Origin of the sequence: Treponema pedis, from assembly GCF_017161325.1 — a bacterium.
Taxonomy (GTDB): Bacteria; Spirochaetota; Spirochaetia; order Treponematales; family Treponemataceae; genus Treponema_B; species Treponema_B pedis.
This window is the reverse complement of sequence record NZ_CP045670.1, coordinates 26299-52326: the sequence shown is the minus strand read 5'-3', so window position 1 is coordinate 52326 and position 26028 is coordinate 26299. Positions and strand designations below refer to the sequence as shown.

The window sequence follows — 26028 nt, the reverse complement described above, 5'->3', positions numbered from 1 at the left end:
TAATATATATGTCAACTTGAATAATTATAAACTATTCCGCATCTTTTACAAATACCGACGGTTCGTCTCCGGTTGGAATTATTTCGTTTATGTTCAGTTTTATTTTAATTAACGTAAGTATTTGCTTTTTATTTTTTTCTTCAAGATTGATTAAATAAAATTTATTCATACTTTCCGAAGTTTTCATTTGCAGTACGGTTTTATTTTCAATTTCGATTATATTAAAGTATCCTGAAGAATCTTTTCCGTCTTTTGTGAGAGTATATTTATTTCCCGTAAAAGAAATTGTTTGTCCGTTTTGCGTTTCCCATTTGCTTTCCGGCTGTTCCAATTTTTTTCTTATTTTTTCAACCTTATCTTGTTTGTTTGTATTCGTGTAATGCAAAAGGTTGGTGTTTTTTTTATAAGTTCCGTTCCAAAGAGAAGATGTACCGAATTTGATTCTGGCTACGTCTTCTATAACCCGTATTTGAATTTCATCTACACCCTTAATTTCTATATCTACTCTGCGTATAATGTTCGGAATTGATTTATTATTTGCGGTAAAAAACAAACCGTATCTGCGCGGTAAGGTTGTTTTTATTTCGTATATTTCTTCAATATTGTCGAAATTGAATATTATGTTGTTGTCGTTTTTATCCAAATAAATACTTCTTCCCGAATTTTTACCGTTTTCGGATTGATACCAAAGTTGAGATAAAAAATCTATAAACGATTCCATATTACCGGTTTGCAATTTGCGTAAAAGAGTGCTTTCTATTTTTTCTCCCGGAATTTTTTGTTCTCTTCCTTTTTCAAACATATTTGTTTTATTGTTCCATACATATTCCGTTTGAATTTGATTAAGCGTATTGGGTGCCGAACTGTCCGAATTATATGCGAGTATTCTATATGCGGCAAATCCTTCTTCGTAAATGTTTTGTCCTTTTAATTCCTGTAATAGAATTTGTATATCTGCATGTATATCCGCAATTTGCGTAAAGAAAAAAACTCCGTCCTTATCTTTATTTATTTTTTGAATTGAAAAACTTTGTCCGTTGTCTGAAGTCATTCCCGAATAAAGAATTGCAGGTGCGGAATTGTCCGGTTCCATAATATAAAACGTAAGAGATTTAGGCTGTGTAATGGGTGTTCGTATTTCTTCAATACGGCTGCATTTTTGCATAATCGGGTCTTGAATGGAAATAATCAAATATAAAAAAAGGGTCCAACAATTTTTTTACCGCAACTATTTGGTCTTCTACTCCGTCGCCGTTTAAATCGCCTGTAATTGCGTCTATAAATACTTCATCGTTTGATAATTCCAAAAATATTTTTGCATCGGCACCCTTTGAATCGGTTTCGTTTTTGCCCGTTTGATTATCTATTTTTGAAGATGCGGCAGGTATAATTGTTTTTGTTGCGGGTTTTGTTTCCTGTACGGAATTTTTTCTTTTCATCTGAAAAAAAATTACACTTGCAAGCAAAATGAGTGCCCCTGCAAAAGATAAGGCGTATAATACTCTTTTAAACATAAATTAAAACCTCTTTAATGAATTTGCAAATTTTATATCGCGAACAATTAACGCTTTTCAATTTATAATCGGTATTTTTAAAACTTAAACTTTTTACAAATAAACAAAGTTTGCCTGTAAGTACCGTTTATCGGACATCTTTTAAAAACTATTTAATTCGGTTTTTTACAAGATGTCCGATTTTAAATTGAAAGCCGATATTACAATCACGGTTTTTTGGTTTTAATTAACGCTTCTTTTTCATTTGCTTTTGTGCGTTCTTTTCCCGCATTTTTTATAATGTCGGAAAAAAGAGAAGACGTTGTAGTAACTACGCGTTCTTCAATTCCCATATCAACCGTAATTTCGTACCAGTTGTCGTGTTTTATTATTCTTGATTCTACAAGATACGGACTTGAAAACTTTTTTTGCTTCCCCGAATATTTTGAAGGCCAAGGTGCATCTTGTTCAAGGTCCGTTACTAATAACAACACTTTGTATCTTCCGTTACTGTTTCTTGTCTTCATTACCTCTTGCATTTTATCAAGAGCTTTTCCGATATCGGTATATTTTCCGTCCGGTTTTATTGAGCTTATAGTATTTACAATTTTTTGTTTGTCCTGTGAAGTGTTTACATTTACGGAAAGCAAGTGTTCGGGATTTTCATAAAATTGATATACACTTACCCAATCTCCTGCGGTAAGCATTTGCTCTACAAGTTCGTCTAAAACCCATTTTTTTAAACTGTCGAATTTACCCGTTCCCTCCATAGACAATGATTTATCAATCATAATAACCATATCGACGGGAATAGTTCTTTCTCCTGCATTCAAATTAAAAATAAGAATAACAGCCGTTAAAAATACCGAAAAAAATTTTTTATTGTACATAACTGCTCCTTTTTCAGCAATATTAACTTATTATATAACATATTTTAAAAAAAATCACTAAGTTTATAAAAAAAAACTCTTTACATTTTGCAAAATATGTTTATAATTGTATGATAGTGTTGTATATTGTATTGTAACAAAATTGCTAAAGTTAAGGAGATGTAATAATGGCAAATTTAGATCTACCACAGAGCCCGAATGTATTCCATCCCGAAAAGCCCAGTGCTGTCGGTTCGAGAAACTCGTTGGCTCAAGATTATCGAGATCAGCAGAAAGAAGTAAATCAGCTGATTGAAGAAGAAACGAATAAAGTGTTACACCACTTGAACACCAAACTTCCCAAAGAAGTCCTCGAAAGATTGGATGTCATGGGCGGTGTGAAAGAAAAGTTGTATAACTACTTTAACCAAAACTACCAGAACATGTTCAACCGATACATGGTAACGGCTGAAGATGAAATGCTGAAAAAGGTTCGCGGATTTATTGACCGGGAAGAAATGAAGGTTCTCGACCGCTATACTCCGAAAGAAATCGCAACCCTTCTTGATGCCGTAGGAGGCGCCGATAAGTTTAACACGGGCGAAATCGAAAAATCAATCGTTAATATGTACGGTCACTTACAGGGACACGTACAGCGCGGTGTAAACGACTTGGAAACTCTTACCAACTCGCTGTTAAGGCAAAAAACTGACGTAGGCGCTTTCGTTCGAGGTGAAAACGCTTATTCGATTGTAAAGTGTGCGTTTAAAGACAATCTTTACAAGCCCAAGACCGTAACCGATGTTAAACTTTCCGTAAACATTCTTGACTCGGAACTTATCAGTCCTATTTTCCAATATCAATCGACTGTAGAGTATCTCATTAAAGACCTTTTGTCGAATCATTACATGGATATAATTGATAAAGAAATCGAAAAAATGAAAGATGCCAGAATCGACCAAGGTTTGGAAGAATTATCCGACGGTGCCATCATTTTCGAAAAAATGAAAAAGGTTTCTACGATTACCGATGATGATATCGATAATCCCAAGAGCAAGAGATACGATGTTGTTTCAAAAGACCTTATGGAAAGAATCAACAATCTCCGCGCGGAAATCGACCCCGAAACCTTCGACCAGTTGAACATACGCGAAAACTTAAAGAAGATTATCGACCTTGAAAATATCAGAAACAGAGGTTTTAACACAGCTATTAACTCTCTTACTTCCATTCTCGATACATCAAAAATGGGTTATCAATACATCGAAAACTTAAAGAATGCCCGTGAATTGATTTTACGCGAGTATGACGATACCGATGTTGCAAATCTTCCCGATGAAAGGTACCAAATTAAGCTTAAGTATTACGACAATGCCCAGCTTTTGGCCGAAAGACAGGCTTATGAAGTTATGATGAGCTCTTTCGAAACCGAAATTCAGCATCTTTGGGACGTTGTACGCACAACTTACGATAAATCCAAGTTTATGACAAAAATCACGGACTTTGACGACTTGGCAGCCCGCTATAAGAAGTACATCAAAAAGAACTTCAAAGATAAGACGGGAGACCCCTTGTATGAAGATACGGCTAAGGTTTGGGACGAGATTTCTTTTATCAAAACTCCGGAAACCGAAGTTGAAAAGATGAACAGAACCTATATCTACGAAAAAGACAAGCTCCGCAAAAAGCTTATCATTATGCGCCAAAAAATGAAGGATTTGTATACATATCAATATCCCATCGAAAGACGCGTTGTAGAAGACAGGCTTTCGTTCCTCGAAGCCGAATTCAACAAATTCGATTATCTTATTAATCCATTCCATCTTCAGCCCGGTCTTTTGCTTGACCTTGATATTACTTCAATTAAGCGAAAGAAGGCAACTCTTGACGGTATGGCTAACGTTCTTAATGAATTCTTACACGGCGTATCCAAGGGCTTTGCGGACGCAGCGTTCGCATCGTTCAGCCGAAGACGTTCTACGGTTCGTGCGGATATTGCACAGAGTTTTGCTACCGCAGAGGAAGACCCCAAAGCGGCAAATCCTGCAGGACGTTCACAGTTTATCGATATGCTGAACAGCACACCCGCTATCGCGGCTCCCGCAGCTGCTGAAACCGTATCGGCTCCCGCTAAAAGACGCGGCGGACCGAGAAAAGGTGTTGCAAGAACGGCAAAAAAAGGTTCGGTAGATTCAGGTCGAGGAAGAAGAAGGACTAAGTCCGGTATTAAGGAAATCTAATTTCGGCTTATAAATTTTATACCGATTAAAATTTAAGCCCCCTGAAACACCCCGTTTCGGGGGGCTTTTTCTTAAAACCAAAGGAGTATGTTATGGTTAATATATCCAATTTTTTTGTACCGCTTGCTAAAAAAAGCGACTTTAATATGTCCGTAAGGCATATTCAGTCCGTTATCGAAATTCTCGATAAATGTAATCCTACGGAAAACCTTGCGGATACAATAAACAATATGATTCGTGAAAAAACGGTTAAACCGGAACAGGTGAGGTCTATTCTTTCGGTTTCGCTTTTAGATAAGTGGAATTACAAAGTCGTATCCGAAAATATAAAATATGTTTTGGAAGATGCCTCCAAGTTTACCCAAGAAGTCGGGAAATGGAATGGAATTGATATAGTGTTAGGCTATGACCACCCCGATTTGGGTTTTTTGGCTATAAATCCCAAAAACCCGGGAGCCGCTTCAATTATTCAGGGGTTTAGAAAAAATGAACTTCTTCTTATCTATGTAGGAAAACAGGATAAGGGAGAAGTGTCGGACAGTCTTGCAAAGACAATTGTTTTCGGAATTCTTAAATTATTTGAAAATAAACAGGCTGCCGTTCCCGCGGAAGCGAAGACGGGGCCGTTTAAATATGTTGAACCTAAAAAAGCCGCTCCCGTAAAAGAGCGCAAAGTTGCCGCCAAAAAAACGGTTAAACGTGCTCCCGCCGGAAAGAGAGCCGCGCCTGTCGTACAAACGCCCGCTTCCGTTCAGCAATCATCTTCAGTGCCTTCTCATCTTGAAAGGCCTTCGGCAGTTTCTACAGGACCTAAAAAAATGTCCCAGCTTGTTTCGGTTCCTGTTTCAAACGAATTGTTCCATAACGGAAACGTTGAAGCATGGAAAAGAATTATAAGAAGCTACAATGCCAAGTATCCCGATGCGGAAGTTATGATATTTTATGACGGCGAAAGAATTGTAGATATAAACACTCTTTTTAAATGGGGAAAGGTAAAACACGGAAGTTCAATTCAATTTGCAATTTCTGCGGAAGAAATTAACGACCTTTCAAAGTTATCGAAATATTTTAGACAGGGTGCAAGCCCTATGTTTGAAGCATTTTTACACGGTTCTCCCGATACCGTATTAAATTTGTTTTAGTTAAAAGGAGTAAAAAATGAAATTTTCAAAAAATATACATTTTTTTAACAGTAAAGAAACCGTAGGTGCAAATGTCGAGAGAAACTTACTGGGTATACGCGGCAGGCAGGCAAATGAATTTGCAGTGTTAAAGCTGCCTATTTTGCCGGGAGTTATAATAGAATCTTCCGTAATGCAGGAATTAAGTGAAGAACCTATCTATTCCGAACTTGCTCCGTATCTTAAAAAATTCGGTACCGAAGTACAAAAAAATTACGGAGATGCGAATAATCCTCTTCTTTTAAAGCTGGTTGTTTCCCCGAATATGGTAATTGCCAATTATCCTACATTGCATAATTTCGGACTTACAAAAGATACCGTTATAGGTTTTCAGGAAAATGTAGGCGAAACCTTTGCCGCAAACGAAACTCTTTTTCTTTTAAACGGAATTTTAACGGTTGCTTATAAAATTGCGGAATTTGAAAAAAAAGAAAAAGAAGCTGCCGTTTTTGATAAGGCTGTAAAGGAAATTAAACAAATCTTAAAGAGCGGCAAAATAACCTCCAGTCCGTGTAAAATTATGGACGAATATGCAAAATATCTTCCGAAAAATTTCTTTGAAGATGCGGAAGTTCAGCTTGAAGAAGCCGTACGTATGATAAGCCGCCTTTTAAAATTGGAAGAAGATAACGATAACGATGTAGCTCTTTTAATTCAGCCTATGGTTTACGGAAACTACGGAAAAGACTCCTATTCAGGTTCTTTCTTTAGCCGAAACATCGTTACGGGGGAAAAGAAATTACAAGGGCAATTTTTTGCGGAAAAATTCGATGAAATTAATGCCGAAGGTAAGGATATTAACTCGATTAAGCCTGAATATTTAAAAAGTTTACAGCAAATTGCATGGCTTTTGGAAGACCACAGTAAAGAAATCAGAAATATCCGCTTTACAATCGAGGCGGGAAAACTTTGGCTGATTGAACAAAAATCGGTTGAAGCAAAAAGCACGATTTCTTTAGTTCAGCTTTTACTTGACCTTTACAACAGAAAAATTGTCGATGCGGAATACGTTGTACGTACTGTAAAACCCGGACAGTTAAATGAAATCCTTCACCCCGTAATCGATATTATGAGTACCAAGGGGCTTAAATCTTCTAAAGGCGGAATTGCAGGTGCTCCGGGGGCTGCCGTAGGAAGGGTTTATTTTACCGCCGATTCTCTTATCGAGGCGCAGCGTGTTGCCAAACTGGAAGGCCGAGATACCAGATGTATTTTGTGTATGCCGGCAACTTATGCGGGCGACGTAAAAGGTATAGAGGTTTCTACAGGTGTTATTTCAAACGAAGGCGGATATTCCGCTCACGCTTCGGTAGTTGCCCGCCAATACGGAAAAATTTCGCTCGTACGCCCCGATATGAAGATTTTGCAAAAAAAGGCAATTATTGACGGTGTTACGATTAACGAAGGAGATTATATTACTCTTAATGTTCCGTATTACGGCGATTCTACCGTTTTCTTCGGAGAAGCCAAGCTAATTGAGCCTGACCCCACAACTTCAGGTTTATTGGACTTTATTTCTTTAGCTAAGGGCTTTGTTTCGGACTTTTACGTTAGAGCAAATGCGGACAGCCCCAGAGATGCATCGCTTGCAGTCGCCTTCGGTGCGGAGGGTATCGGTCTTTGCCGAACCGAACACATGTTCTTTAACGAAAAAAGAATAAATATGTTCCGCAGCATGATTCTTGCGGAATCTCCCGATGAAAGGCAAAAGGTTTTAAATAAACTTGAAAAATTCCAAGCGGAAGATTTTTACGGAATTTTTAAAGCTATGGCCGGAAAAGAAGTTACGATACGTCTTTTGGACGCCCCCTTGCACGAATTTCTTCCTCATAACGAGATGGAGCTTGACGGCTTTATTAAATATCTCGCTTCGGAAAAGAAAAAAGTGAATAAAAAGGATTTACAATCCGCAATAGATATGCTTTCTGAAATTAATCCGATGTTGGGACACAGAGGCTGCCGAATTGCCATTACCTACCCTGAAATTTATGCAATGCAGGTACGCGCCATTTTTGAAGCGGCTTATAAGCTGAAAAAGGAAAAGGTGGATGTGCGCCCTGAAATTATGATTCCTTTAATTATGAATTTCAGAGAATTAAAGCAAATTATTTACGGAAAGAAAATAGAAGGTCATTCTTATGTCGGTATTTCCGCTATTGCCGAAGAAGTACGGAAAAAGATGGGCGGAAGCGAGCTTGAGTACAAGGTTGGTACTATGGTTGAATTGCCTGCCGCGGCACTTAGCGCCGATGAGATTGCAAAATATGCACAATTTTTCTCTTTCGGTACAAACGATTTAACTCAAACCACATTGGGCCTTTCACGAGATGATTTTAACAGCTTTATGCCCGATTATACAATGTACGACCTTATCGACGGAAACCCCTTTGCAGTTCTTGACAGCCGTGTAAGAGATTTAATTGAAATTGCAATTCAACGCGGTAAACTTACCCGACCTGATTTGCATTTGGGTCTTTGCGGAGAACATGGAGCCAGACCCGAGAATGTCCGTTTTTGTATGGAAGCGGGATTAAATTATGTTTCCTGTTCTTCTTATTCCGTTCCTATAGCCCTTCTTTCAATTGCCCAAGTTGAACTTGAAAATGCGGAAAAAGAGGGTAGAAAATTGGAGCATAAACGTATTTTATCAAGGAGCTTTGGAGCAAAGGCTAAAAAACAACAGGCACCTAAAAATGCCGTACGGACTGAATCCGGCGTAAAAAAAGCCGCTCCTAAAAAGACTTCGGGAGGAAAACCGGCCGCCAAACAATCGGCTGTAAAAAAAGGAAGCCCTAAAAAAGAAACGGTTAAAAAACCGGCTTTAAAAAAGTCCGCCTCAAAAAAACCTGCTGAAGCCAAGGTTAAAAAAGCGGCTCCCGCCAAGGGCAAGGGTGCAAAAAAGAAGTAAACGGTAAACAAATACCTAAAGCCTCTAAAATTTATTTTAGAGGCTTTTTTATTAAAATGAACCGCTCATTTAGACGTCCTGTGCCCGTTCTAATATGCAGGGCTTGTAAATCCCCTGTAGGGTTTATTTTTTATAACGGTATTTCGGATTTATTTTTCTTATAAAGAATAAAACAAAAGATTCCTATCAGTAAATATACCGAAACGAATTTTATATTATCCTTAGGCAACCATGATAAACTCGGCTGATGAATAAATCCTACCGAAGACAGCACCGCTAATAAAAACGCCGCCGTTGCCGCGCGCAGATAGTTTTTTTGAAGAATATATGCAATCCAAACGCTGTACATAAAACTTGAGGCAAAGGCTCCGTTTGATAAATAAAATAAACCTCGTATTGCAGTCCCTCCCGCATCAAATTTTTCCAATCCGTAAGAAAATATGGAGCTGTTAAAAAAATGTAAAACACTGTCAAGCAGCGAGGTTATGTATTGCGCCATAATCGGAAAAAGAGATACGTATATTACGGCACTGTAATCGTGCGGTAAATCGTTTTGTACTTTCATAGCTACGGTTATTCCTACGGTTAAAAGAAAAACCATAATTACTTCAAAGGGGATTACGGCGGATAATAATAAAGAAGCTCCGAAAAACATTGCCGTATACGGAAGGATAAGAAGCAGCATATACCCGCTTCGCGCACCGCTCCGTTTCCAGCCTGTATGCCCGTAATATACGGTAGTGGGAAAGGGACTGCCGAACAGGGCCGAAACAATTGAAGTTATTCCGTCTTTTATCATAGTTTCACGCATATTAAAGGCATCGCCGACAGTTTCCGCACTTTCGACGGCTTGCATAGTTACTAAAAAGTTTGCAATTTGCAAGGGAATTATTGTAGATAAATAAGGTGTAATGCGGTTAAGACCTAAAAAAATATCTTTTATATACAATGAAGGTAAATAAAGACCTGTATCGTTTACCGCTTCCTGCACTTGAGCCGCTCCGGAAACTCCGCTTAACCATGCGGCCAACGAACCTGCAAGAAAAATTAAAGCCGAATTGGGAATAAACCTGATAAAATTTTTATGCCATGAAAGCGTTAAAAAAGCCATAAACAAGGGCAGTACGGCAATAAGGGGCTTACTGAATATTGCCGTCATACTGTTAAAACTGAGCCAAATTAAAGAAGCCGCCGCCATATTGGAAAGCAATGCCGCTTGCGGTAAAAACTTTTTAATGGGGCGTGCAATAAAACCTCCTGCAATTTCTACAAAGCCTCCGCAAAAACAGCTTGCAAGTCCTACCTGCCATGCAAAGTATGCATCACCGGTTTGCCTATATACCGGTACGATAATAATAAAAAGCCATGTAAACACATGTGTAGAGCTTACACCGAAAGGTAATGCCGTAACGTCCTTCCTGTTTTCTTTTATACCCAGCTTATGAGCTTCCCAAAAATATATTAAGCAGCCTAAAATAGAGCCTGCCGCGATACCGGGCAAGATACGGCCTAAAACCAATTCCTTGGGCATTTTTTCACCGAAAAGCAATACTCCGATAATAACCGAAATTTTTGAAAATACGTCCGCAAAAACGCCGAAAAACGCTTCAATATCGCCTGAAGAAAAATGTTCGGCAAATCCGAACTTTAAACCGTTTAAACTGCAAGGATTTTTGTTGTTTTTGTTCATAAATCAAGGTTCTCCCAATGTTTTGTAGTTGAAGTATAATAAGAATAAAAAAAGGCTTTGTCAAGCAGTTTTTATACGCAATGCTATAAGTAAAAATTTTTCCGCTTGCCTATTTTTATTTTTTATGATACTCTTACCCTGCCATGAATAAACGAAAAACTGCGATGTTTGTTTTTTTATTTGCCGCTCTTTTAAGTCTTTTTGGTGCCGGTGCGTCAAAAAAAGTATATATAGCGGGAAACGGAAAAAAATACCATTATAAAACTTGCAAAACCATACAAAGGTCAAAAAAAATTACCGAGCTTACAATAAAAGTTGCAAAGGAAAAAGGCTATAAACCTTGTAAGGTCTGTAATCCCGGTGAATAGCGGCACGACCCAGGTTTTATGTTTTAACCGGCCTTAAGTTTTCCTACAATCTGCCGAATTTTATAAGAGGGGTTTGCATGAACGATAACACACAGGTTGCGGAAGTTTCAAATACGGAATTTAAAGTAAATAATTTTGAAGGGCCGCTTGATCTTCTCCTTTTTTTAATAAACAAAAATGAAGTTAATATTTACGATATTCCCATTTCGGATATTACGGAGCAATATCTGCAATACTTGGATTATGCCGTTTCGCCCGATTTGGATAACCTTGTGGAATTTTACTCAATGGCGGCTAACTTACTTTACATAAAAAGCAGAATGCTTTTACCGGTTGAAGTGGAGCTTGATGAAGGCGATATTGAAGACCCCAGAACCGAGCTCGTAGATAAATTAATCGAATATCAAAAATATAAAAAACTTTCCGAGCTTATGGAAGAACAGGAAAACGATGCCGAGTGGTATTTTGAGCGGAAAAAAATTCAAACGGCTCTTCCCTTTAACGAAGACGAACTTTGGGAAAGGCTTGACACATGGGAACTTTTAAAAACATTTTCGCAGCTTATGTCCAGTTATAAAACCGAGCATATTCTTGACTTATATGAAGAAGTTTCCGTAAATGAAAAAATTACCTTAATGAACGAACTTTTGGAAAAAAAAGGAGAGTGTTTGTTTACCGATTTGATTATCCGTAAGGGGAACCTCTTGGACGTAGTTTGTGCATTTATGGCAATTTTAGAAGCGGTAAAATTTAAAATGGCAAGTATTTGGCAAAACAGAATGTTCGGAGACATAAAAATAAAGGCGTGGGAGCAGGAAAATGGTACAGGAATATAATTTGGAAAAAGAAACGGCCTTAGTCGAAGCAATCTTATACTTGGAAGGAGAGCCCCTTACCGATGAATCCCTTTGTAAAATTTCAGGCCTTTCACCTGAAATAATTACCGCCTGTATTTCCGCCTTACAGGAAGATTATTCGTCGCCGCAAAGCGGAATCGAATTAACCAAGATGATGGGCGGCTGGGTTATTATGCCTAAAAAGGAATTATGGGAACATTTAAAAGACAGATACGGTAAAAAAAACGAAGGAAAACTTTCGCGTGCCGCTATGGAAACCCTTTCCATTATTGCATATTCTCAGCCTGTAACCAGAGCCGAAATAGAAGCCATTCGGGGTGTTTCCGCCGATAATATGATTAGGCTTTTAATTGAAAAAGATTTAATTAAAGAAGTTGGAAAAAAAGACATTCCCGGAAAACCGATTATGTTCGGTACAACAAAAGAATTTTTAAAAGTATTTAAACTTAACAGTATTTCGGATTTACCGAAACTCGACGAAACCGAAAGCGAACGCTTTGAGCTTGCAAGATAATCAAATATGCAAAACGAATGTAACGAAGAAAAAAAAATCAGACTGCAAGTATATCTTGCACATTGCGGCGTCGCTTCAAGGCGTTCCGCCGAGCAATTTATCTTAAACGGGAGAGTCAGTATTGACGGAAAAATCGTTACCGAACTTGGAACAAAGGTTTTAGGCAGCGAACTTATCTGCGTTGACGGTAAACAGGTTTTTTTGGAAAAAGAAAAACGCTATGTTCTCTTAAATAAGCCTGAAGGTTATGTTTGCACTCTTGCAGATGAAAAAGGCAGACCTATTGCGGCGTCTCTTTTAAAAGATGAATATTCCGAGAGACTTTACAATATCGGAAGATTGGATATGCTTTCAGGCGGTGCAATTATTTTTACAAACGACGGAGATTTTTCCGCAAAGGTGGAACACCCGTCTTCCGAGATAGAAAAAGAATATGAAGTAATAACGCTTTTCGCTTTTCCCGATTCCGTTTTGGAAAAATTTTTGCGCGGCGTACGCATTGAAGGCGTTTTTTATAAGGCTCTTGCCGCCGAAAGAATTTCAAAAACCGAAATGCGCATAATTCTTATTGAAGGAAAAAACAGAGAAATACGCCGCGTTTTAAAATTCTTTAACATCAAAATAAAGAAATTAAAGCGTACGCGGATAGGACCCGTTATGTTGGGCGATTTGCCGGCAGGCAAACACCGTCCGCTTACCGAAAAGGAAATTCAGGGCTTAATAAAAACTTAAGTTCACTCTCTCTTTATTCCGTAAAAATTATACGCCCGCCATTACAGCCATAACTTTTGCATCGTTTACTATATTTTTTATAACCGCATATTCGTTGGGCTGGTGACATGTATCATCAAGCGAGCTCCAGACAACGGCATTAAATCCGTAACTTCTTAAGCAAGCGGCAACGGTTCCGCCGCCGATTCCGATTGTGGAAGTTTCAATTCCCGAAACTTTTTTCACGGCCTGAGATAAAATCTGAACTACTTTAGAATCGGCAGGAGTTGAAGGAGAGCTTTCGGGTTCATCGTATTCGAGCGTAATTGAAACACCGTACTTTTTTTCAACCGCCCGCACCCGCTTATTCATTTCATCAAAAATTTCTTTCATATCGTACGAAGGAAGAATTCTGCAATCCATATAAAAAACATCGTCTCCCGGAATTGTGTTTATGTTAGGAACATTCGCTTCTTTTTTTGTAGGTTGAAAAGTGGAATAGTCAGGCGAAAAAAGATTATCTTTTTTATTAAAAAAATTTTCCAAGTCGTTTAAACGCAAGGCTAAATCGCATGCGGCAACAAAGGCGTTTTTTCCCGTATCCGGCATTGAAGCGTGAGTTTGCACGCCCTCGGTAATTACCTTAATCCAAAGGCTTGTTTTTTCCGCAATTTCTATATGCTTTCCTTCCGGGTCTCCTCCGTCGGGAACTAAAATTAAATCATCTTTTGTAAAAAGGTTATGATTTTTAAGAAGATAAAGAATGCCGTATTGAGAGCCCACTTCTTCATCTGCTACAAAAAGAAGTTTAATAGTCCTTTCGGGAATAATTCCCAATTTGATAAAACTTAAAGCGGCAAACACGGAAGACACAAGTCCCTGCTGATTATCCTCTACACCTCTTCCGATAATTTTTCCGTCTTTTTCAATTACCTTCCAAGGATTGCTTTCCCATTTTGTTAAATCTCCGGGCGGAACAACATCGAGATGACTCATAATCCAAAGTTTTTCTTTATCGTTTTTGCCCTTAATTGTAACTATTAAATTGGGGCGTATACCTGAAGGAACTCTTGAATCGGGAGCGTCAAGCCGTTTAAAATCGGTAAAGCCTGCACTGCGTAAATATTTTTCCAAAGCTTCGCACTTTTTTATTTCTCCTTCACCATCGGATTCCGGTGCCATCGCAGGGATTGAAGTTAAAAGCTTTTCAAGCTCAATCATTTCAAGTTTTTTACTTTCGATAAAGTCCGTAATTTGCTTAAAGTTACTCATAGCTTAATTGTACCAAAAACTTATAAAGATTGCAAGAAGCATTTTAATCTTTATCGGTCTTTATTAAAATTCCGAGTTTGGAAATGGACTCTCCCGTGCTTGCTTCAAGTTCGCGTGTTTTTTCTATGGTGTTATGCATGGTTTCTATACTGTTTAACATTTCCGAAATTTCCGAATTTAACTGTTCGGTTGCATTGAGCAGACTGTTAAAGCTGTCGTAAATATTCGAGCGTGTTTGCTCTATGTTTTCTTTTTCGGACTGTACCTTGCCGAATTCGTTTAATAAAGAATTCATTACGGAATTCATTTTTTCGGTTTGAATTTTTACATCGGAAATGAATTTTGAAATATCGGAAAGAACGGTTTGAAAGCCTGAAAGTTTTTGGTTAATATCTTCGAAACTTTTTTCCAAGACGTTTGACGCTTGAGCCGATTCGCTGATGTTTTTATTTATTACATTTAAAATTTTTCCGGTCGATTCGGCTTCAGCCGCGGAACCTTCCGCAAGTTTTCTTATTTCATCCGCAACAACTGCAAACCCCTTTCCCGCATCTCCCGCATGAGCGGCTTCAATTGCCGCATTCATTGCAAGTAAATTTGTTTGCTCCGCAAATGTGGTTATCAATTCGTTGGCTTCCAACAAGCCTTCCGAACTGTGATAAATATTTTGTATTATAGAGGTTACCGTTGCCAAATTGTCTTTTCCGATTTTACTGGCCGATGAAATATGCGAGAAATTTTCGTTTATCAATTCAAACTTTTTATACAATTCGTCCGTTGCGTTATTTAACTCGTTGATTTGCATAACGGTATTTTCCGCCGCCTCGGATTGTCTTTCAATTCCTGAGCTTATATTATCTAAAAATAAATTTAGGGAACTCGTCGCTTCCTGTGTGCCGTGCAATTCATTATTTTGAACGGAAATTTCGGATTTAACCGATTCGGCATATTTTGAAAGTTTATTCATAGCTTCTTCCGCCGTATCCATATTTTGAGAAAGAACGGCTTCGTTATGTTTTAATTCGTTCCCGGTATTTTTTATTTCCGCAAAGATAGTATCTTTTTCTTTATAAGATTCTAAAAGTTCTTTGCTGACCTTTTTAGCTTGTTTGCCGTCCAGATAATTTTTCCATGCAATACAAAATGCTTGAGCAAATAAAAATCCGGCGAAACCGAAGGGCAGGATATTCCCGACAGATGAATGCATCATACTGTACAAAACGTCGTTTATAGTTGTAATAACCAAAAACATAACTCCAGTAAATATCGGAGCGCTTCCTACGCGTTTTTTTACAAGCAGGATTATAATAAAGTAAAAAGCATACAGTGCTTCCAACAATAAAACTATTTGGTGCACTGTAATAAGTCTTCCGTATATTGTAGGCGGTGTAACTGTAATCAATAAGGCATAAGCTAAGGATTCCGCCATAATCATTTTGTATACAATACCGTGTATATCTTTTCTATACATAGATTTAAAATATGCAAATATGGAAAAACCTAACAACGAAAATGTAAGATAATCCAGTTTTGTTGCGAAAGCCCACATATCATTTCCGAAAACATAGTCGAAAACCGTACCGTTTACCGCGTTCCTTATTACTACCAATAAGCTGAAACATACAAAAAGACAAAGACTTTTATTTTTTGTTTGAAATATAAATAATGCAATGTGGTATAAAATAATGGCTATGCCGAAACCGAAAACAAAAACGTCTATAAACTGCTTAAAGGTATTTACTCTTTTAAAATATTTTGCAGAACTTAATTCTATGGAATGGTATATTCCTCCGCGCGAATGGAAAAAGTTTGAAACTTGAACGGCTATGTAAACTTCCTCGGCATTTTCCGGTATATTGTATATAATATTTCCAAGCCCGGGTGATGAAGTTTCCTTGGAAATTCCTGTCTTGCCGGATTCCGCCGTTTTTTCTCCGTCCGCAAAAAATACCCATGCCGAAAGAGGGCCGGGAATTTTTAAAGTAAGTTCAGGATGCGATGCCGGAAGCAAAATTTTCAGAGTATATGTTCCGAAGCCGAATCTCGAAAGCTGTGTTCCGTCCGATAATGTTACCGTACTCCATTCTTTCGGACACGGTATAAAAACATCGGTCTTATCTATATCTTCTTTTGAAAAAACAAATTTTTCATTAAAAAATCCGAATTCTCCTTTTACCGTAAGAAATACCGTTTCGGTAAAATCGTTGGCTCTTATATCCAACACTCCTTTTTTTACTTCATAAGAAAAGGCTGAAACAGACAAGGTTAAAATAAAACTTGCACTTATCAGTATTTTTAAACATTTCATAATTATACTTCCTTTTATACTTTAAGTTGAGCGGTTCGGCATTTTAAATGCTTGTTACGAATTTACTCAGCTTATCCGATGTAAAGTATAGCATAAATAAAATAAAATTACTATTGTCATTTAATGAAAAATATAAGATATCTCTAAAATTCCCCGAATTTGTGGACTGTTAAAGTCATATTAAAGTTTTTACTTAAATCGGCCGATAAGAGAATGTGAATTTATCGCTGTTAAAAAAGCGGAAACTTTTCCGTATTCTTATTTTCTGTATATCTCTTTCAGCTTTGCAAGCTCAGACGGAAGAGGGCTCGGAATTTTTATTCCGTTTTAAATTTAATAAAGGCGATGCTTATAAAATCCATTCCGTAGTCGATGAAAAAGTTTATGCTAACGGACGTTTTCATCATCAAGCTCAAATTATAAACAGAATAACGGTAGAAGTTTCGGATGTGCAGCAGGCAAGCGGGAATAGCCTAGCCTCCGCTCTTTTTTCATGCGAGTTTATGACGAGCGAACAAAATTCGAATAAAACCTTCAGTTGGAACAGGGCGTATCCTTCCGTTTTCCGGAGAGATGAATTGGGCGTTTACACTATAGAGGATAAATATTTTATGCCTGTAGTTCGGGACGTTCCCATTTTTCCGGAAAAAGCCGTTAAACCTCTTGAAACCTGGAAAAGCAGGGGTCATGAGGTTCACGATTTCCGTGACGCTTTCGGCATTGAAAAACCGTTTGCCGTTCCGTTTGAAGTTGAATACCGATATGAGGGTTTTGCGGAAATAAAGGGAAAAACCTACCGCCGCATTAGTGCCCGGTATAATTTAAATTACAGCGTGCCTAAAGAAGTACTGCAAAAATATAAGGGAGAGGTTGATATTCCGATTAAAACTTTCGGAAGCTCCAAGCAAAATTTATATTGGGACGAGGAAAAGGGAAACCTTTTTTGTTATGATGAAGAATTTGAGATAAAGCTGGTTTTACTTTCAGGTTATGTTTTGGATTTTATCGGAACGGCTCATGCCGAAGTAATTGAAACAAAAAAGCCGGATATTACGGCGGAAGAAGAATTTAAAAAAAACATAAAAGATTTAAATTTGGAAAATACGGAAGTAAAACAAACCGAAGAAGGTCTTACAATCAGTTTGGAAAAAATAAATTTTTTACCCGATTCCGCAATTTTACTTGATTCCGAAAAAGAAAAGTTAAAGAAAATTGCCGAAATTTTAATCCCGTTTAAAGATAGAGAATTTCTTATTTCCGGACATACTGCTCTTGCAGGCACTGCTGAAGCTCGTCAAACGCTTTCGGAAGAACGCGCCGCCGCCGTTGCAAATTATTTGATAGAACTTGGCGTGCAAAGTAGAGAGCATGTATATACGCGCGGATTCGGCGGAAGAAGGCCAGTCGTTCCGAATAATTCTCCTGAAAATATGGCGAAAAACCGCCGCGTTGAAATTACTATTTTAAAACAATAAGAGTTAAGTTTTAACGATAATGTCGATATCAGTATTTTTACCCCGTTCAGTCTGCTTTACAAAAATATCAAGATTTATGTCCGTATATTTTTCATTTTTTTTCGGCCTCATCATCAACGATGGTTACGGAGACGGTTTTACCCTGATACTCTTCGGCAACAGCCGCTTCAATAACGATCGTGTTCCCATGCACAATCCCTTTCAATGTCTGCATAGATGTTTCCTCCTTAAGCGGCTTAAAGTATATGTGATTGCGTCTATAAAGTCAAGGAAGATGAAAAAAGCGAAAACGTTATTTCCACGTATTGGGCGTAACACAAGATAATTTATTGTATCTGCCTAAATGGACAAAAGAGAAAAGTCGGTCGATTCCATATAATTTTTGACTAAATTGCTGCCTAAGCAAGAAACGCCTTTAATTAAACCCTATTGTATAAATTACCTCAATCTCCCCTTCCGAAGCCATATCCCAGCCTGAGTGAGTTTCTTTCTTTGCACTGTTCAAAGTAATGACAAAATCTTTCATCTGTCCCCGTTTTAATTCAAAAGCGGGGTACGACATCTTGACAACAGGCTGATCGGGACCATCCGAAATGATTTCTTTATCGGTTACTGCAGGACATTTCCATGTTTTGGTATCCTTATCATACGTTATATCAATGGGATTACTGAATTCATAAAGGAAAAACGGCTCGGAAAGTGTGTTTTCAGACCCTGCAGCTCCTTTCCTATTCGATTTTACAATCTGCATATCAAACGAAAGCTTTTGACCCTTACTGTCGGCTGGTATTTCCTGCTGAAAAAATTTTGAAGAATCAAAAAATATTTCTACTCCTGTTTTTATGGCGTGAAAATCCTTTGCACTACCCGAATTACTGCCGTTGTTTTTTTGAACAAACTCGATTGTCTTATTTACCGGTGTTTCATTTTGTGTATATGAAAGCTCCCCTTTTAAAGAGTAAGAAAAAAGAGGATCCGCAGGGGCAGAACTCCACTTGAAAAGCCATGTTGTCCATTTTAAACCCGCCATCGTGCTGTTTTTAAAACTTTTTGCCCGCAGCCATACAATTGGATTGGAACTGTTGTCATCTTCTTCAGAGCCGTAAATCTTTAGTTTTTCATATTTATACGGCGAATGCCCTGCGCGGCCTTTTTCTCCCGATTTACCCGCTTTTGCAACATATTTATACCTTTCTTTCATCGAAGGGCTGTAGTTGCTGTCAACAATCTTCGCCTTAAACCAGTTGTAAATAACAACAGAACCGTCTTCCCGTACGAAGCCAACGGGGTCATATTCGTAAAATTTTTTATCCCGCTTTGTATGCGTACCGCTCGATTCCGCTTCGTAATCTCTCCAATCCGAAGGAATTGTATTACCGAAAATTACTTTTTTAGTTGCAGGTTCGCTGTAAAAAAAGAGGAATTTCGAGTATGTATCAACACAGAATGTCGAATTATCCAAATTGGTACCGGCCGCTGCTTTTCCCGTAAAACGGTAAAAGTAAAACCGCTTTTGTTTTTCCGCTTCTTCGCTGTCAAGGTTAGGATCAAAATGATTGGATTTTGCCCAGCGATCTTTCCGGGTTTTATACATATAGTATTTTAAATCCCATGTTTTGTTTTGCTGCCCTTCCCCTATAACTTTTCCCTTACCGTCTCTGCCTATATATTCATATTCACCGCTGCCATTGTCAGTCCAAGGGGTAACAGGTTCAAATTTATAAGAGGCTATATTCGTAGACGTTATATCCGTCATATATAATACCCATTCGTCAAACTTAGAGGCAGGGTATATATAATTTTCGTTAAAGTATTCAAAAGGTTTGACTTCCGTATAACCGCTCGGGTTTTCAGGTTGCTGAGGCTCTTCCTCGTCTCCATCATCTATCGGCGGCTGTGTGCCGTTTTCTGTTCCTTGCGATAATGAACGTTTGTACCACGAAGCACCCAAGGCCGGCTGGCACGAAAAACATATATAAGCAGCCGTAAAAATAAGTAAACTTAAAACAAATAATTTTTCTCTTTTCATAAACTTCTCCTTAAATTTTAAATAATAGTCCTAGACTTATACCGAAATCAAGACTATTCATAAAAAAAGACTTTATAGGGTCCCGTTCAAAATTGACATCTATACCTTTTAATTTTCCGTTTTCTATAGCTGCTTTTGCAATTTTTTTCGGTAAAGAAACATATTGGGCTTATAAATGGTATAAGAGGCATATGATCCCATAACAACATCCATCGTTGAAATCAGCGGTATATTATAGTCAATTACGGCTTTTAGAGTGAACCCTAGAGGATTCATTTTTTTCATCATGGATTCCGGTATGTATAGTGTGCCAGTTTCAGGAAAAAAGTCGGGGCCCTTACCCTTGTTATACAGCATATCAGCTTCCTCATCCGTCAAATTGGTATACAACTCATAAGTAGGCTGCGGATCCGCTAACATCTTGCCGCCAATGCCCAATCCGACGACAAGCCTATTTTTTAAAAGCAAGGCCTTAACCGTTGTTCCGAAAGTTACAACTGGCGTCATATAAACACGGCAATATACCTCAATATCTTTTGTATAGCTGCCTCCACCGGAGGCAGAAAAAGTTATATTCTGTGTTCCCGAAATTTGACCTGAAAACCCTTGCCCTACGCCGAGGTTAAAGGCGAGTCCAAGCCCTCCGAAGATATTATTATTTGTATAATTAAAGTATCTTTTTGAATCAAAAATATAAATAAGCTCTGCTTCTCCGTTCATAATAAAACCTACCATACCGCGCATAAAATCAGCGCCCAGATATTTTTATCAGCCTCATTTATGTGGGGGTCGGTGTAGGAACCGGAGAAATTAGCTCTCAGCCCCAGAGTAAAGCCTTCTTCAAAAGCAAAGGCCGAAAAACTTACAAACACAAACATAACCAAAAAATGAATTTTCTAATCGGTTTCATAAACACCTCGATCTTCAAATAATACATTTTTTTTACTGAATGGTCAATATGGGAATTAAACAGTAAATATCAAGAAATTAAAGCGATTTTAAAGATATAAATTCATCCTGCGGAAATCGGTTCGCTTTTTGCCCATTTTTGATTTGCGTAAAATGGAAAATGCGTATAATTGACAAGCTCTCAATCCTTATGATAAACTAATAGCTATGATTGATTTAAGTAGAAAACTGCCTATCGGCGTACAGAGTTTTAAAGATTTAAGAGAAAAAGAATTCCTCTATGTCGATAAAACGGAATATGTTTTCCGTCTTGCCGGTGTAAGTAAGGTTTACTTTTTAAGCCGCCCGCGCCGTTTCGGGAAGAGTCTTTTTCTTTCAACATTGGAAGCCTACTTTTTAGGTCAAAAAGAATTGTTTGAAGGTCTGGCAATCGAAAAACTTGAAGAAGCCGAAAAAGAAAAAAGAGAAATCTGGCAGGAATATCCGATTTTACATTTGGATTTTAATATAGGCAAGTATGATTGTATAGAAACTCTAAACACGAATTTTAATATTTTTTTGTCGGAACTTGAAAAAAAATATGGAGCAAATGAGCTTGAAAATAATTTTGAAAAACGTTTTGAAGGCATCATAAAAAGGGCATATGAAAAAACAGGCAAGCAGGTAGTTATACTAATCGACGAATACGATAAGCCTCTTCTTCAAACAATGGGAGTAAACGAAGAGTTAAACGCAGAATACAAGGCTGTCTTAAAGGCCTTTTATTCCGTATTAAAAAGCAGCGACCAATATGTACGCTTTGCCTTTTTAACGGGAGTTACCAAATTCAGCAAGGTAAGCATTTTCAGCGATTTAAACAATCTAAACGATATAAGTCTAAACCCTGAGTTCTCAGCTATTTGCGGAATAAGTCAAGAAGAATTAGTAAAAACCTTCCGCCCCGAAATAGAAGCCCTAGCCGAAAGAAACGAATTAAACTATGAAGATTGTATTGCAAGTTTAAAGAAAAAATATGACGGTTATTGTTTTTCTTACGGAACGAAAACAATGTATAACCCATTCAGTCTGCTCAATGTCTTTTTTTCAAAACGATTTGAAGACTATTGGTTTGCAACCGGTACTCCGACCTTTTTGGTAAACGAATTAAAAAGGGCCGACTACAACATTCCCGACTTGGACGGAAATGTGGAAATGAGTTCGGCCTTTCTATCCGATTACAGGGTAGGTGTGGATTCGGTTATACCCGTACTGTTTCAATCGGGTTACTTAACAATAAAAGGCTATGATAAAGAATATAAGATGTATAGACTTGGCTTTCCTAATGAAGAAGTGCGTTACGGTTTTTTATATAATCTTTTACCCGAATATTCAAATATAAGCTTTACCAATACCTCTTTTAATGTGGTGCAGTTTACAAAGGATTTAAGAGCGGGAAAGGTAGATGAGTTTATGCAAAGGTTAAAGTCGATAATGGCGAGTATCCCTTACGGCACAGAAAAGAAAGACGGCAATGAAAGCGTTACATTGAGGGAGCATAATTTTCAAGTCTGCGTTTACTTGGTTTTTGCTTTGATGGGGCAGTTTGTCGAAGTAGAAACTCCTTCATCTACAGGAAGAACCGACTGCCTTGTAAAAACCGAAAAGGCAATTTACATCTTTGAGTTTAAGTTAAAAGAAGATGCGGAAGAGGCCTTAAAGCAAATAAAAGAAAAAAACTATGCCGAAAGGTATAAGGCCGACCATAAAAAGATAGTGCTTATAGGTGTCAGCTTTAATGCGGAAGAAAAAACCGTAAAAGAGTGGATAAGCGAAACGGTATAAAGCTCAAAATCTTTCGGATTAAAACCTTCTTACAAACTGTAATAAAGTGAAAAAAAATGTATGATACTTCAGGCTATAACAAAAAGGTGTCGGATTCTGTTGAGTTACGGCATTTACAATTTCACCTAGAGAACAAACAAAGAAAAAAAATTAAAAAAATTCAATAAAATTTAAAAAAGACAATAAGAGGAAGTGTGATATCTTGACTTTTTTAATAATAAAGGATATAATGATAAAATGATTTTTCCATTAAAAGAACTAATCGAATTTGATGATAATATTTACGAAATTACCTGTGCTTCTACAAGAAGAGCATATCAGCTTGCAAAAATCCAAGAGCCGGATTCCGAGAGAAGCAGCGATAAGATGGTATCTTTGGGCGCAAAGCAGATTTTCACAGGAGAAGTTAATTATCAGGTTGAATATCACCCGGACCATAATTAACTTCTGCCGTTTTAAAATTGCAGGGAATTCCACCTATACCGGTGCTTGTCTTTTTCGGAGCAACCGCTTCGGGAAAAACCGGCATATCATCTGAAATATTTTCTTATAAACATTCTAAAAATTTCTCCGATAACGAAGCTGCTTCCGAGCTTTCAGGCTGTGCGGAAATTATAAGTGCGGATTCGGTTCAAGTTTACAAATATTTAAGAATAGGCTCTGCCCGTCCTTCGGAAGAAATCTTAGCCGATTTACCTCACCATTTAATAGCCGTTAAAGAACCTGATGAAGAATTTTCCGCAGCCGATTTTGTTTCCGAAGCCGATAAACTTTGTCTTCAAATTTTTGAGCGTGGAAAATTGCCGGTTTTGTTGGGGGGCACCGCATTTTTTTTAAAGAATTTTATGTACGGGCTTCCCGTAACGCCTAAAGCGGACCCCGCCGTCCGTGAGGCTTTGCAAAAAAGAGCAAAAAAAGAAGGGGCGAAAATTCTTTTGGAAGAACTGAAAAAAATTGACCCGGCATCGGCGGAGAGGCTTCACCCCAATGACGAATACAGAATTATAAGAGCTTTGGAAGTTTATGCTTCGTCGGGAAAACCTTTAAGTACGTTTCATCTGCCGGATACTTATAGAAAAAAATACGATTTTTTTACGGTAAGCATTGACCGCCCCAGAGAAGTTCTTTACGGAAAAATTGAAAAACGCGTAGACGAAATGATTGCGGAAGGGCTTATTGATGAGGTAAAAAATCTTTATGCTGCAGGATATACAAGCGAAAGTCCCGCATTAAAGGCTATAGGGTACCGCGAATTTTTTACCGCGGAACATAAGCTTAAACGGGAAAGTGAAATACCCGAAATTGTAAATTCGATAAAACAAAATACAAAACACTATGCAAAACGCCAAGAAACTTTTTTTAAAGCTCTTTCAGGGGTAAGTCATTATAATGTCGAAAATGCAAGTTCGCTTTTTAAACTTTACAATGATATTTTGTGTTTTTATAAAAAGCATTTTAAAAATTGATTTCAGGTTGTAAATTTTTTATCAAAAAAAATTGTAACCTAAAACTTCAGTTAGATAATACGTAAGGCGGTTCAGGCGGTTTTAAAAGCGGGTTGACAATAATGCTGCGCTTTTGTATAGTAAAAGCGTATTTATAACTTGAGAGATTTTATATAACTCGGAGAATTTAATATGAAAAAAATGTTTATAGCGGTTTTATTTTGCACATTATTTTTTGCCGCAGCTTCGGCGCAAAACAGCTGTACCGATAAATCGGGGAATTTTACCTTTATAATGCCCGACGGGTGGACCGCCGTAAATGTAAGCGGAGCCCAATATAAACTTGCCGCCGGTTTAACAATTGAAAATTTTACACAAAATATTTCCGCAGTGCGCGAAAAATATTCGGGAACTCTTGAAGAATATGTAGAAGAAGCGAAAAAAAATATTTTAAATTCGGAAATATTAAAAGAAGAAGAATTCGGTAATGATTATAATGCGGAAGCAAAAAAAATAGTTTTTGAAACGGTTTATGAAAATCTTTTGCTTAAACAGTATCTTTATATTTTTAAAATAGATAATGTTTGCTTTTTATTTACGTGTTCCTGTTTAGCCGATGAACCTGAAGAGATAGAAGATGTGTTTGATGAAAGTATGAAGACCTTTCATACATTACATAAAGAAATGTAGTTATGAAAAAAAAGAAAAAAACAGGCCGTCTCAAATTAACTTTTATTTTATTTATCGCTTTTCTTTGGATTGTCGCCGTTTTTCAAATTTATTCCGTAATAAATAAACATAAAAAAATAGACGGAGGGCTTAGCGGTGATGATGAAAATTCAACGCCTTCTCCGCTAAAAAGAAATACGGCCGAAGAATTATTCTTTATAAATTTTATGCAAGACCTTTATTCCGAGCATTATGACATTCAAAATGTTTATGTATACGATTATATCCCCGATGATGAGGATATTGAATATGACGGCTCTTCAAAATATTATTTTGTTACTATAGAAAAAAAATTAAAATACGGCTCGGTATTTCAACTGCCGTTTGTAATCGGTATGGAGCAGGCCGTTAATAAATTAAACGGAATAAAAGAAGCAAAACGGATTTATAATAAACGCATAACAGAATTAAAAAAATATATCGGATTACCGCAAATTGAAAACAATATTTTTAAAGTTGTTTTTTCGGAAGAAAATAATTTTGAAAATGCGAAAGTAAAAATTGCGACATATCATTCGGAAATTTCCGCAATGAGGTTAAAGCCTTTAAGCGATTCCGAAATGATTAAAGACGGATACGGTTTTATAATTTCATATGTTTCAAATATGCGGGACAAAATAGAATATGATAATACCGCCGCCGTTAAATATGCCGATAAGTATACATCAAACCCGCTTAATAAGGCTAAAAATGAAAATGTTTGGAATCAAAAATATAAAAAGTACGAAAACGATTGCGCTAATTTTGTTTCGCAGTGTATTTATGCAGGAGGGATACGGCCGACAAAAACGTGGTTTCCCGAAAGCTTTTATTGGATACGTACGGGAAGTCCCAAATATCACGATATAAGCGGTTTAACGACTTATATGCAAAAGAAAAATATTTTTTCGCAAACAAATTATTCGGGATTAAGTGCGGGAGGTTTTATTTGTTTAATAAAGGAATCTCATGTTGTATTTGTAACCTCCAATGACAGCATAACGGTTTTGTTTAACGGACATACTAATGACCGTAAAAGAGTTTCGTTCCCGCATTTAAATGAAAGTGAAGCTATGTATTTAACACCCAATAATTAGCTTAATTTACAGGTTTTTGATATTGTAAAACGGAAACTTTTCCGAAACTTGGGTACGGTTTTTAAAAAGGGGACCTGTACCGATAATTTTTTATAATTTACTATAATTTGTTCCGATAAGATAATTTTAAAGT

General features: G+C 37.3%; 21 protein-coding genes and 1 pseudogene. 13 read left to right on the top strand and 9 right to left on the bottom strand.

Going from position 1 to position 26028, the window contains the following annotated elements:
* Window positions 1-31: 31 nt before the first annotated feature.
* The 3 genes from DYQ05_RS00205 to DYQ05_RS00200 form a co-directional block, all read right to left on the bottom strand.
* On the bottom strand, window positions 32-1165 hold the full coding sequence (locus tag DYQ05_RS00205; RefSeq protein ID WP_252723415.1) for a pallilysin-related adhesin: 1134 nt from the start codon (window positions 1163-1165) through the stop codon (window positions 32-34).
* On the bottom strand, window positions 1143-1514 hold the full coding sequence (locus tag DYQ05_RS13315; RefSeq protein WP_252723414.1) for a hypothetical protein: 372 nt from the start codon (window positions 1512-1514) through the stop codon (window positions 1143-1145). The genes DYQ05_RS00205 and DYQ05_RS13315 overlap by 23 nt, the downstream gene beginning before the upstream one ends.
* A 206-nt stretch (window positions 1515-1720) precedes the next feature.
* Complete coding sequence (locus DYQ05_RS00200; RefSeq protein ID WP_024468146.1) at window positions 1721-2383, bottom strand: vWA domain-containing protein; 663 nt, start codon at window positions 2381-2383, stop codon at window positions 1721-1723.
* Window positions 2384-2550: 167 nt separating this feature from the next.
* Between DYQ05_RS00200 and cfpA the strand changes: the two genes are divergently transcribed.
* The 3 genes from cfpA (at window position 2551) to DYQ05_RS00185 (ending at window position 8691) form a co-directional block, all read left to right on the top strand.
* A complete protein-coding gene (cfpA, locus tag DYQ05_RS00195; protein ID WP_206183615.1) occupies window positions 2551-4602 on the top strand; it encodes a cytoplasmic filament protein CfpA in 2052 nt (683 codons plus the stop codon).
* 92 nt (window positions 4603-4694) lie between these two features.
* Window positions 4695-5744, top strand: coding sequence for a hypothetical protein (locus DYQ05_RS00190; protein ID WP_206183614.1), 1050 nt, complete (start codon window positions 4695-4697; stop codon window positions 5742-5744).
* A 16-nt stretch (window positions 5745-5760) separates the two neighbouring features.
* Window positions 5761-8691, top strand: coding sequence for a putative PEP-binding protein (locus DYQ05_RS00185; RefSeq protein WP_024468964.1), 2931 nt, complete (start codon window positions 5761-5763; stop codon window positions 8689-8691).
* Window positions 8692-8821: 130 nt separating this feature from the next.
* Here DYQ05_RS00185 and DYQ05_RS00180 read toward each other — a convergent pair whose 3' ends face one another.
* Window positions 8822-10381, bottom strand: a complete 1560-nt coding sequence (locus tag DYQ05_RS00180; protein WP_024468963.1) for a hypothetical protein — start codon at window positions 10379-10381, stop codon at window positions 8822-8824.
* 143 nt (window positions 10382-10524) lie between these two features.
* Between DYQ05_RS00180 and DYQ05_RS00175 the strand changes: the two genes are divergently transcribed.
* The 4 genes from DYQ05_RS00175 to DYQ05_RS00160 all read left to right on the top strand — a co-directional run bounded on the left by DYQ05_RS00175 (window position 10525) and on the right by DYQ05_RS00160 (window position 12852).
* Window positions 10525-10749 (top strand): hypothetical protein, encoded by a 225-nt coding sequence (locus DYQ05_RS00175; protein ID WP_152513032.1) that lies wholly within the window; start codon window positions 10525-10527, stop codon window positions 10747-10749.
* 77 nt (window positions 10750-10826) lie between these two features.
* Complete coding sequence (locus DYQ05_RS00170) at window positions 10827-11585, top strand: segregation and condensation protein A (protein WP_024468962.1); 759 nt, start codon at window positions 10827-10829, stop codon at window positions 11583-11585.
* On the top strand, window positions 11569-12120 hold the full coding sequence (gene scpB, locus DYQ05_RS00165) for an SMC-Scp complex subunit ScpB (protein WP_020963840.1): 552 nt from the start codon (window positions 11569-11571) through the stop codon (window positions 12118-12120). Before DYQ05_RS00170 ends, scpB begins: the two co-directional genes overlap by 17 nt.
* 6 nt (window positions 12121-12126) lie before the next feature.
* A complete protein-coding gene (locus DYQ05_RS00160) occupies window positions 12127-12852 on the top strand; it encodes a pseudouridine synthase (protein ID WP_024468961.1) in 726 nt (241 codons plus the stop codon).
* 27 nt (window positions 12853-12879) lie between these two features.
* On the opposite strand, the gene DYQ05_RS00155 is transcribed toward DYQ05_RS00160, so the two are convergent.
* On the bottom strand, window positions 12880-14103 hold the full coding sequence (locus DYQ05_RS00155) for a M20 family metallo-hydrolase (RefSeq protein ID WP_206183613.1): 1224 nt from the start codon (window positions 14101-14103) through the stop codon (window positions 12880-12882).
* A 43-nt stretch (window positions 14104-14146) separates the two neighbouring features.
* The gene (locus DYQ05_RS00150) at window positions 14147-16411 is read right to left on the bottom strand and encodes a methyl-accepting chemotaxis protein (protein WP_024466688.1); all 2265 of its coding nucleotides are present in this window, start codon (window positions 16409-16411) and stop codon (window positions 14147-14149) included.
* Window positions 16412-16626: 215 nt separating this feature from the next.
* Between DYQ05_RS00150 and DYQ05_RS00145 the strand changes: the two genes are divergently transcribed.
* On the top strand, window positions 16627-17886 hold the full coding sequence (locus DYQ05_RS00145; protein ID WP_194076043.1) for an OmpA family protein: 1260 nt from the start codon (window positions 16627-16629) through the stop codon (window positions 17884-17886).
* 91 nt (window positions 17887-17977) lie between these two features.
* Here DYQ05_RS00145 and DYQ05_RS14255 read toward each other — a convergent pair whose 3' ends face one another.
* The 3 genes and pseudogenes from DYQ05_RS14255 to DYQ05_RS00135 form a co-directional block, all read right to left on the bottom strand.
* A complete protein-coding gene (locus DYQ05_RS14255) occupies window positions 17978-18100 on the bottom strand; it encodes a hypothetical protein (RefSeq protein WP_290121710.1) in 123 nt (40 codons plus the stop codon).
* A 201-nt stretch (window positions 18101-18301) separates the two neighbouring features.
* The gene (locus tag DYQ05_RS00140) at window positions 18302-19915 is read right to left on the bottom strand and encodes a hypothetical protein (RefSeq protein WP_206183612.1); all 1614 of its coding nucleotides are present in this window, start codon (window positions 19913-19915) and stop codon (window positions 18302-18304) included.
* A 10-nt stretch (window positions 19916-19925) separates the two neighbouring features.
* Window positions 19926-20825: pseudogene (locus DYQ05_RS00135) on the bottom strand (hypothetical protein).
* Window positions 20826-21031: 206 nt separating this feature from the next.
* On the opposite strand from DYQ05_RS00135, the gene DYQ05_RS00130 reads away from it, so the two are divergent.
* From DYQ05_RS00130 to DYQ05_RS00110, 5 genes are all read left to right on the top strand, one after another.
* Window positions 21032-22645 carry an ATP-binding protein gene (locus tag DYQ05_RS00130; protein ID WP_252723412.1) on the top strand — a complete coding sequence of 538 codons (1614 nt, stop codon included), beginning with the start codon at window positions 21032-21034 and terminating at the stop codon, window positions 22643-22645.
* Window positions 22646-22882: 237 nt separating this feature from the next.
* The gene (locus DYQ05_RS00125; protein WP_020963831.1) at window positions 22883-23089 is read left to right on the top strand and encodes a DNA-directed RNA polymerase subunit omega; all 207 of its coding nucleotides are present in this window, start codon (window positions 22883-22885) and stop codon (window positions 23087-23089) included.
* 26 nt (window positions 23090-23115) lie between these two features.
* Window positions 23116-24111 (top strand): tRNA (adenosine(37)-N6)-dimethylallyltransferase MiaA, encoded by a 996-nt coding sequence (gene miaA, locus DYQ05_RS00120; RefSeq protein WP_080658415.1) that lies wholly within the window; start codon window positions 23116-23118, stop codon window positions 24109-24111.
* A 171-nt stretch (window positions 24112-24282) separates the two neighbouring features.
* Window positions 24283-24780, top strand: a complete 498-nt coding sequence (locus DYQ05_RS00115) for a hypothetical protein (protein WP_020963829.1) — start codon at window positions 24283-24285, stop codon at window positions 24778-24780.
* Between the two features lie 2 nt (window positions 24781-24782).
* Entirely contained in the window at window positions 24783-25895 is a 1113-nt protein-coding gene (locus DYQ05_RS00110) for an amidase domain-containing protein (protein WP_024468954.1), read from the top strand.
* Window positions 25896-26028 lie beyond the last annotated feature (133 nt).

Excerpts from the sequence above, each read along its gene's own strand:
- DYQ05_RS00150 (WP_024466688.1), bottom strand. The coding sequence starts at position 16,411 with ATGAAATGTTTAAAAATACTGATAAGTGCAAGTTTTATTTTAACCTTG.
- DYQ05_RS00170 (WP_024468962.1), top strand. The coding sequence starts at position 10,827 with ATGAACGATAACACACAGGTTGCGGAAGTTTCAAATACGGAATTTAAA.
- cfpA (WP_206183615.1), top strand. The coding sequence starts at position 2,551 with ATGGCAAATTTAGATCTACCACAGAGCCCGAATGTATTCCATCCCGAA.
- DYQ05_RS00185 (WP_024468964.1), top strand. The coding sequence starts at position 5,761 with ATGAAATTTTCAAAAAATATACATTTTTTTAACAGTAAAGAAACCGTA.
- DYQ05_RS13315 (WP_252723414.1), bottom strand. The coding sequence starts at position 1,514 with ATGTTTAAAAGAGTATTATACGCCTTATCTTTTGCAGGGGCACTCATT.
- DYQ05_RS00110 (WP_024468954.1), top strand. The coding sequence starts at position 24,783 with ATGAAAAAAAAGAAAAAAACAGGCCGTCTCAAATTAACTTTTATTTTA.
- DYQ05_RS00130 (WP_252723412.1), top strand. The coding sequence starts at position 21,032 with ATGATTGATTTAAGTAGAAAACTGCCTATCGGCGTACAGAGTTTTAAA.
- DYQ05_RS00205 (WP_252723415.1), bottom strand. The coding sequence starts at position 1,165 with ATGCAAAAATGCAGCCGTATTGAAGAAATACGAACACCCATTACACAG.
- DYQ05_RS00180 (WP_024468963.1), bottom strand. The coding sequence starts at position 10,381 with ATGAACAAAAACAACAAAAATCCTTGCAGTTTAAACGGTTTAAAGTTC.
- DYQ05_RS00155 (WP_206183613.1), bottom strand. The coding sequence starts at position 14,103 with ATGAGTAACTTTAAGCAAATTACGGACTTTATCGAAAGTAAAAAACTT.
- scpB (WP_020963840.1), top strand. The coding sequence starts at position 11,569 with ATGGTACAGGAATATAATTTGGAAAAAGAAACGGCCTTAGTCGAAGCA.
- DYQ05_RS00115 (WP_020963829.1), top strand. The coding sequence starts at position 24,283 with ATGAAAAAAATGTTTATAGCGGTTTTATTTTGCACATTATTTTTTGCC.
- DYQ05_RS00140 (WP_206183612.1), bottom strand. The coding sequence starts at position 19,915 with ATGAAAAGAGAAAAATTATTTGTTTTAAGTTTACTTATTTTTACGGCT.
- DYQ05_RS00200 (WP_024468146.1), bottom strand. The coding sequence starts at position 2,383 with ATGTACAATAAAAAATTTTTTTCGGTATTTTTAACGGCTGTTATTCTT.
- DYQ05_RS00125 (WP_020963831.1), top strand. The coding sequence starts at position 22,883 with ATGATTTTTCCATTAAAAGAACTAATCGAATTTGATGATAATATTTAC.
- DYQ05_RS14255 (WP_290121710.1), bottom strand. The coding sequence starts at position 18,100 with ATGCAGACATTGAAAGGGATTGTGCATGGGAACACGATCGTTATTGAA.
- DYQ05_RS00190 (WP_206183614.1), top strand. The coding sequence starts at position 4,695 with ATGGTTAATATATCCAATTTTTTTGTACCGCTTGCTAAAAAAAGCGAC.
- DYQ05_RS00160 (WP_024468961.1), top strand. The coding sequence starts at position 12,127 with ATGCAAAACGAATGTAACGAAGAAAAAAAAATCAGACTGCAAGTATAT.
- DYQ05_RS00175 (WP_152513032.1), top strand. The coding sequence starts at position 10,525 with ATGAATAAACGAAAAACTGCGATGTTTGTTTTTTTATTTGCCGCTCTT.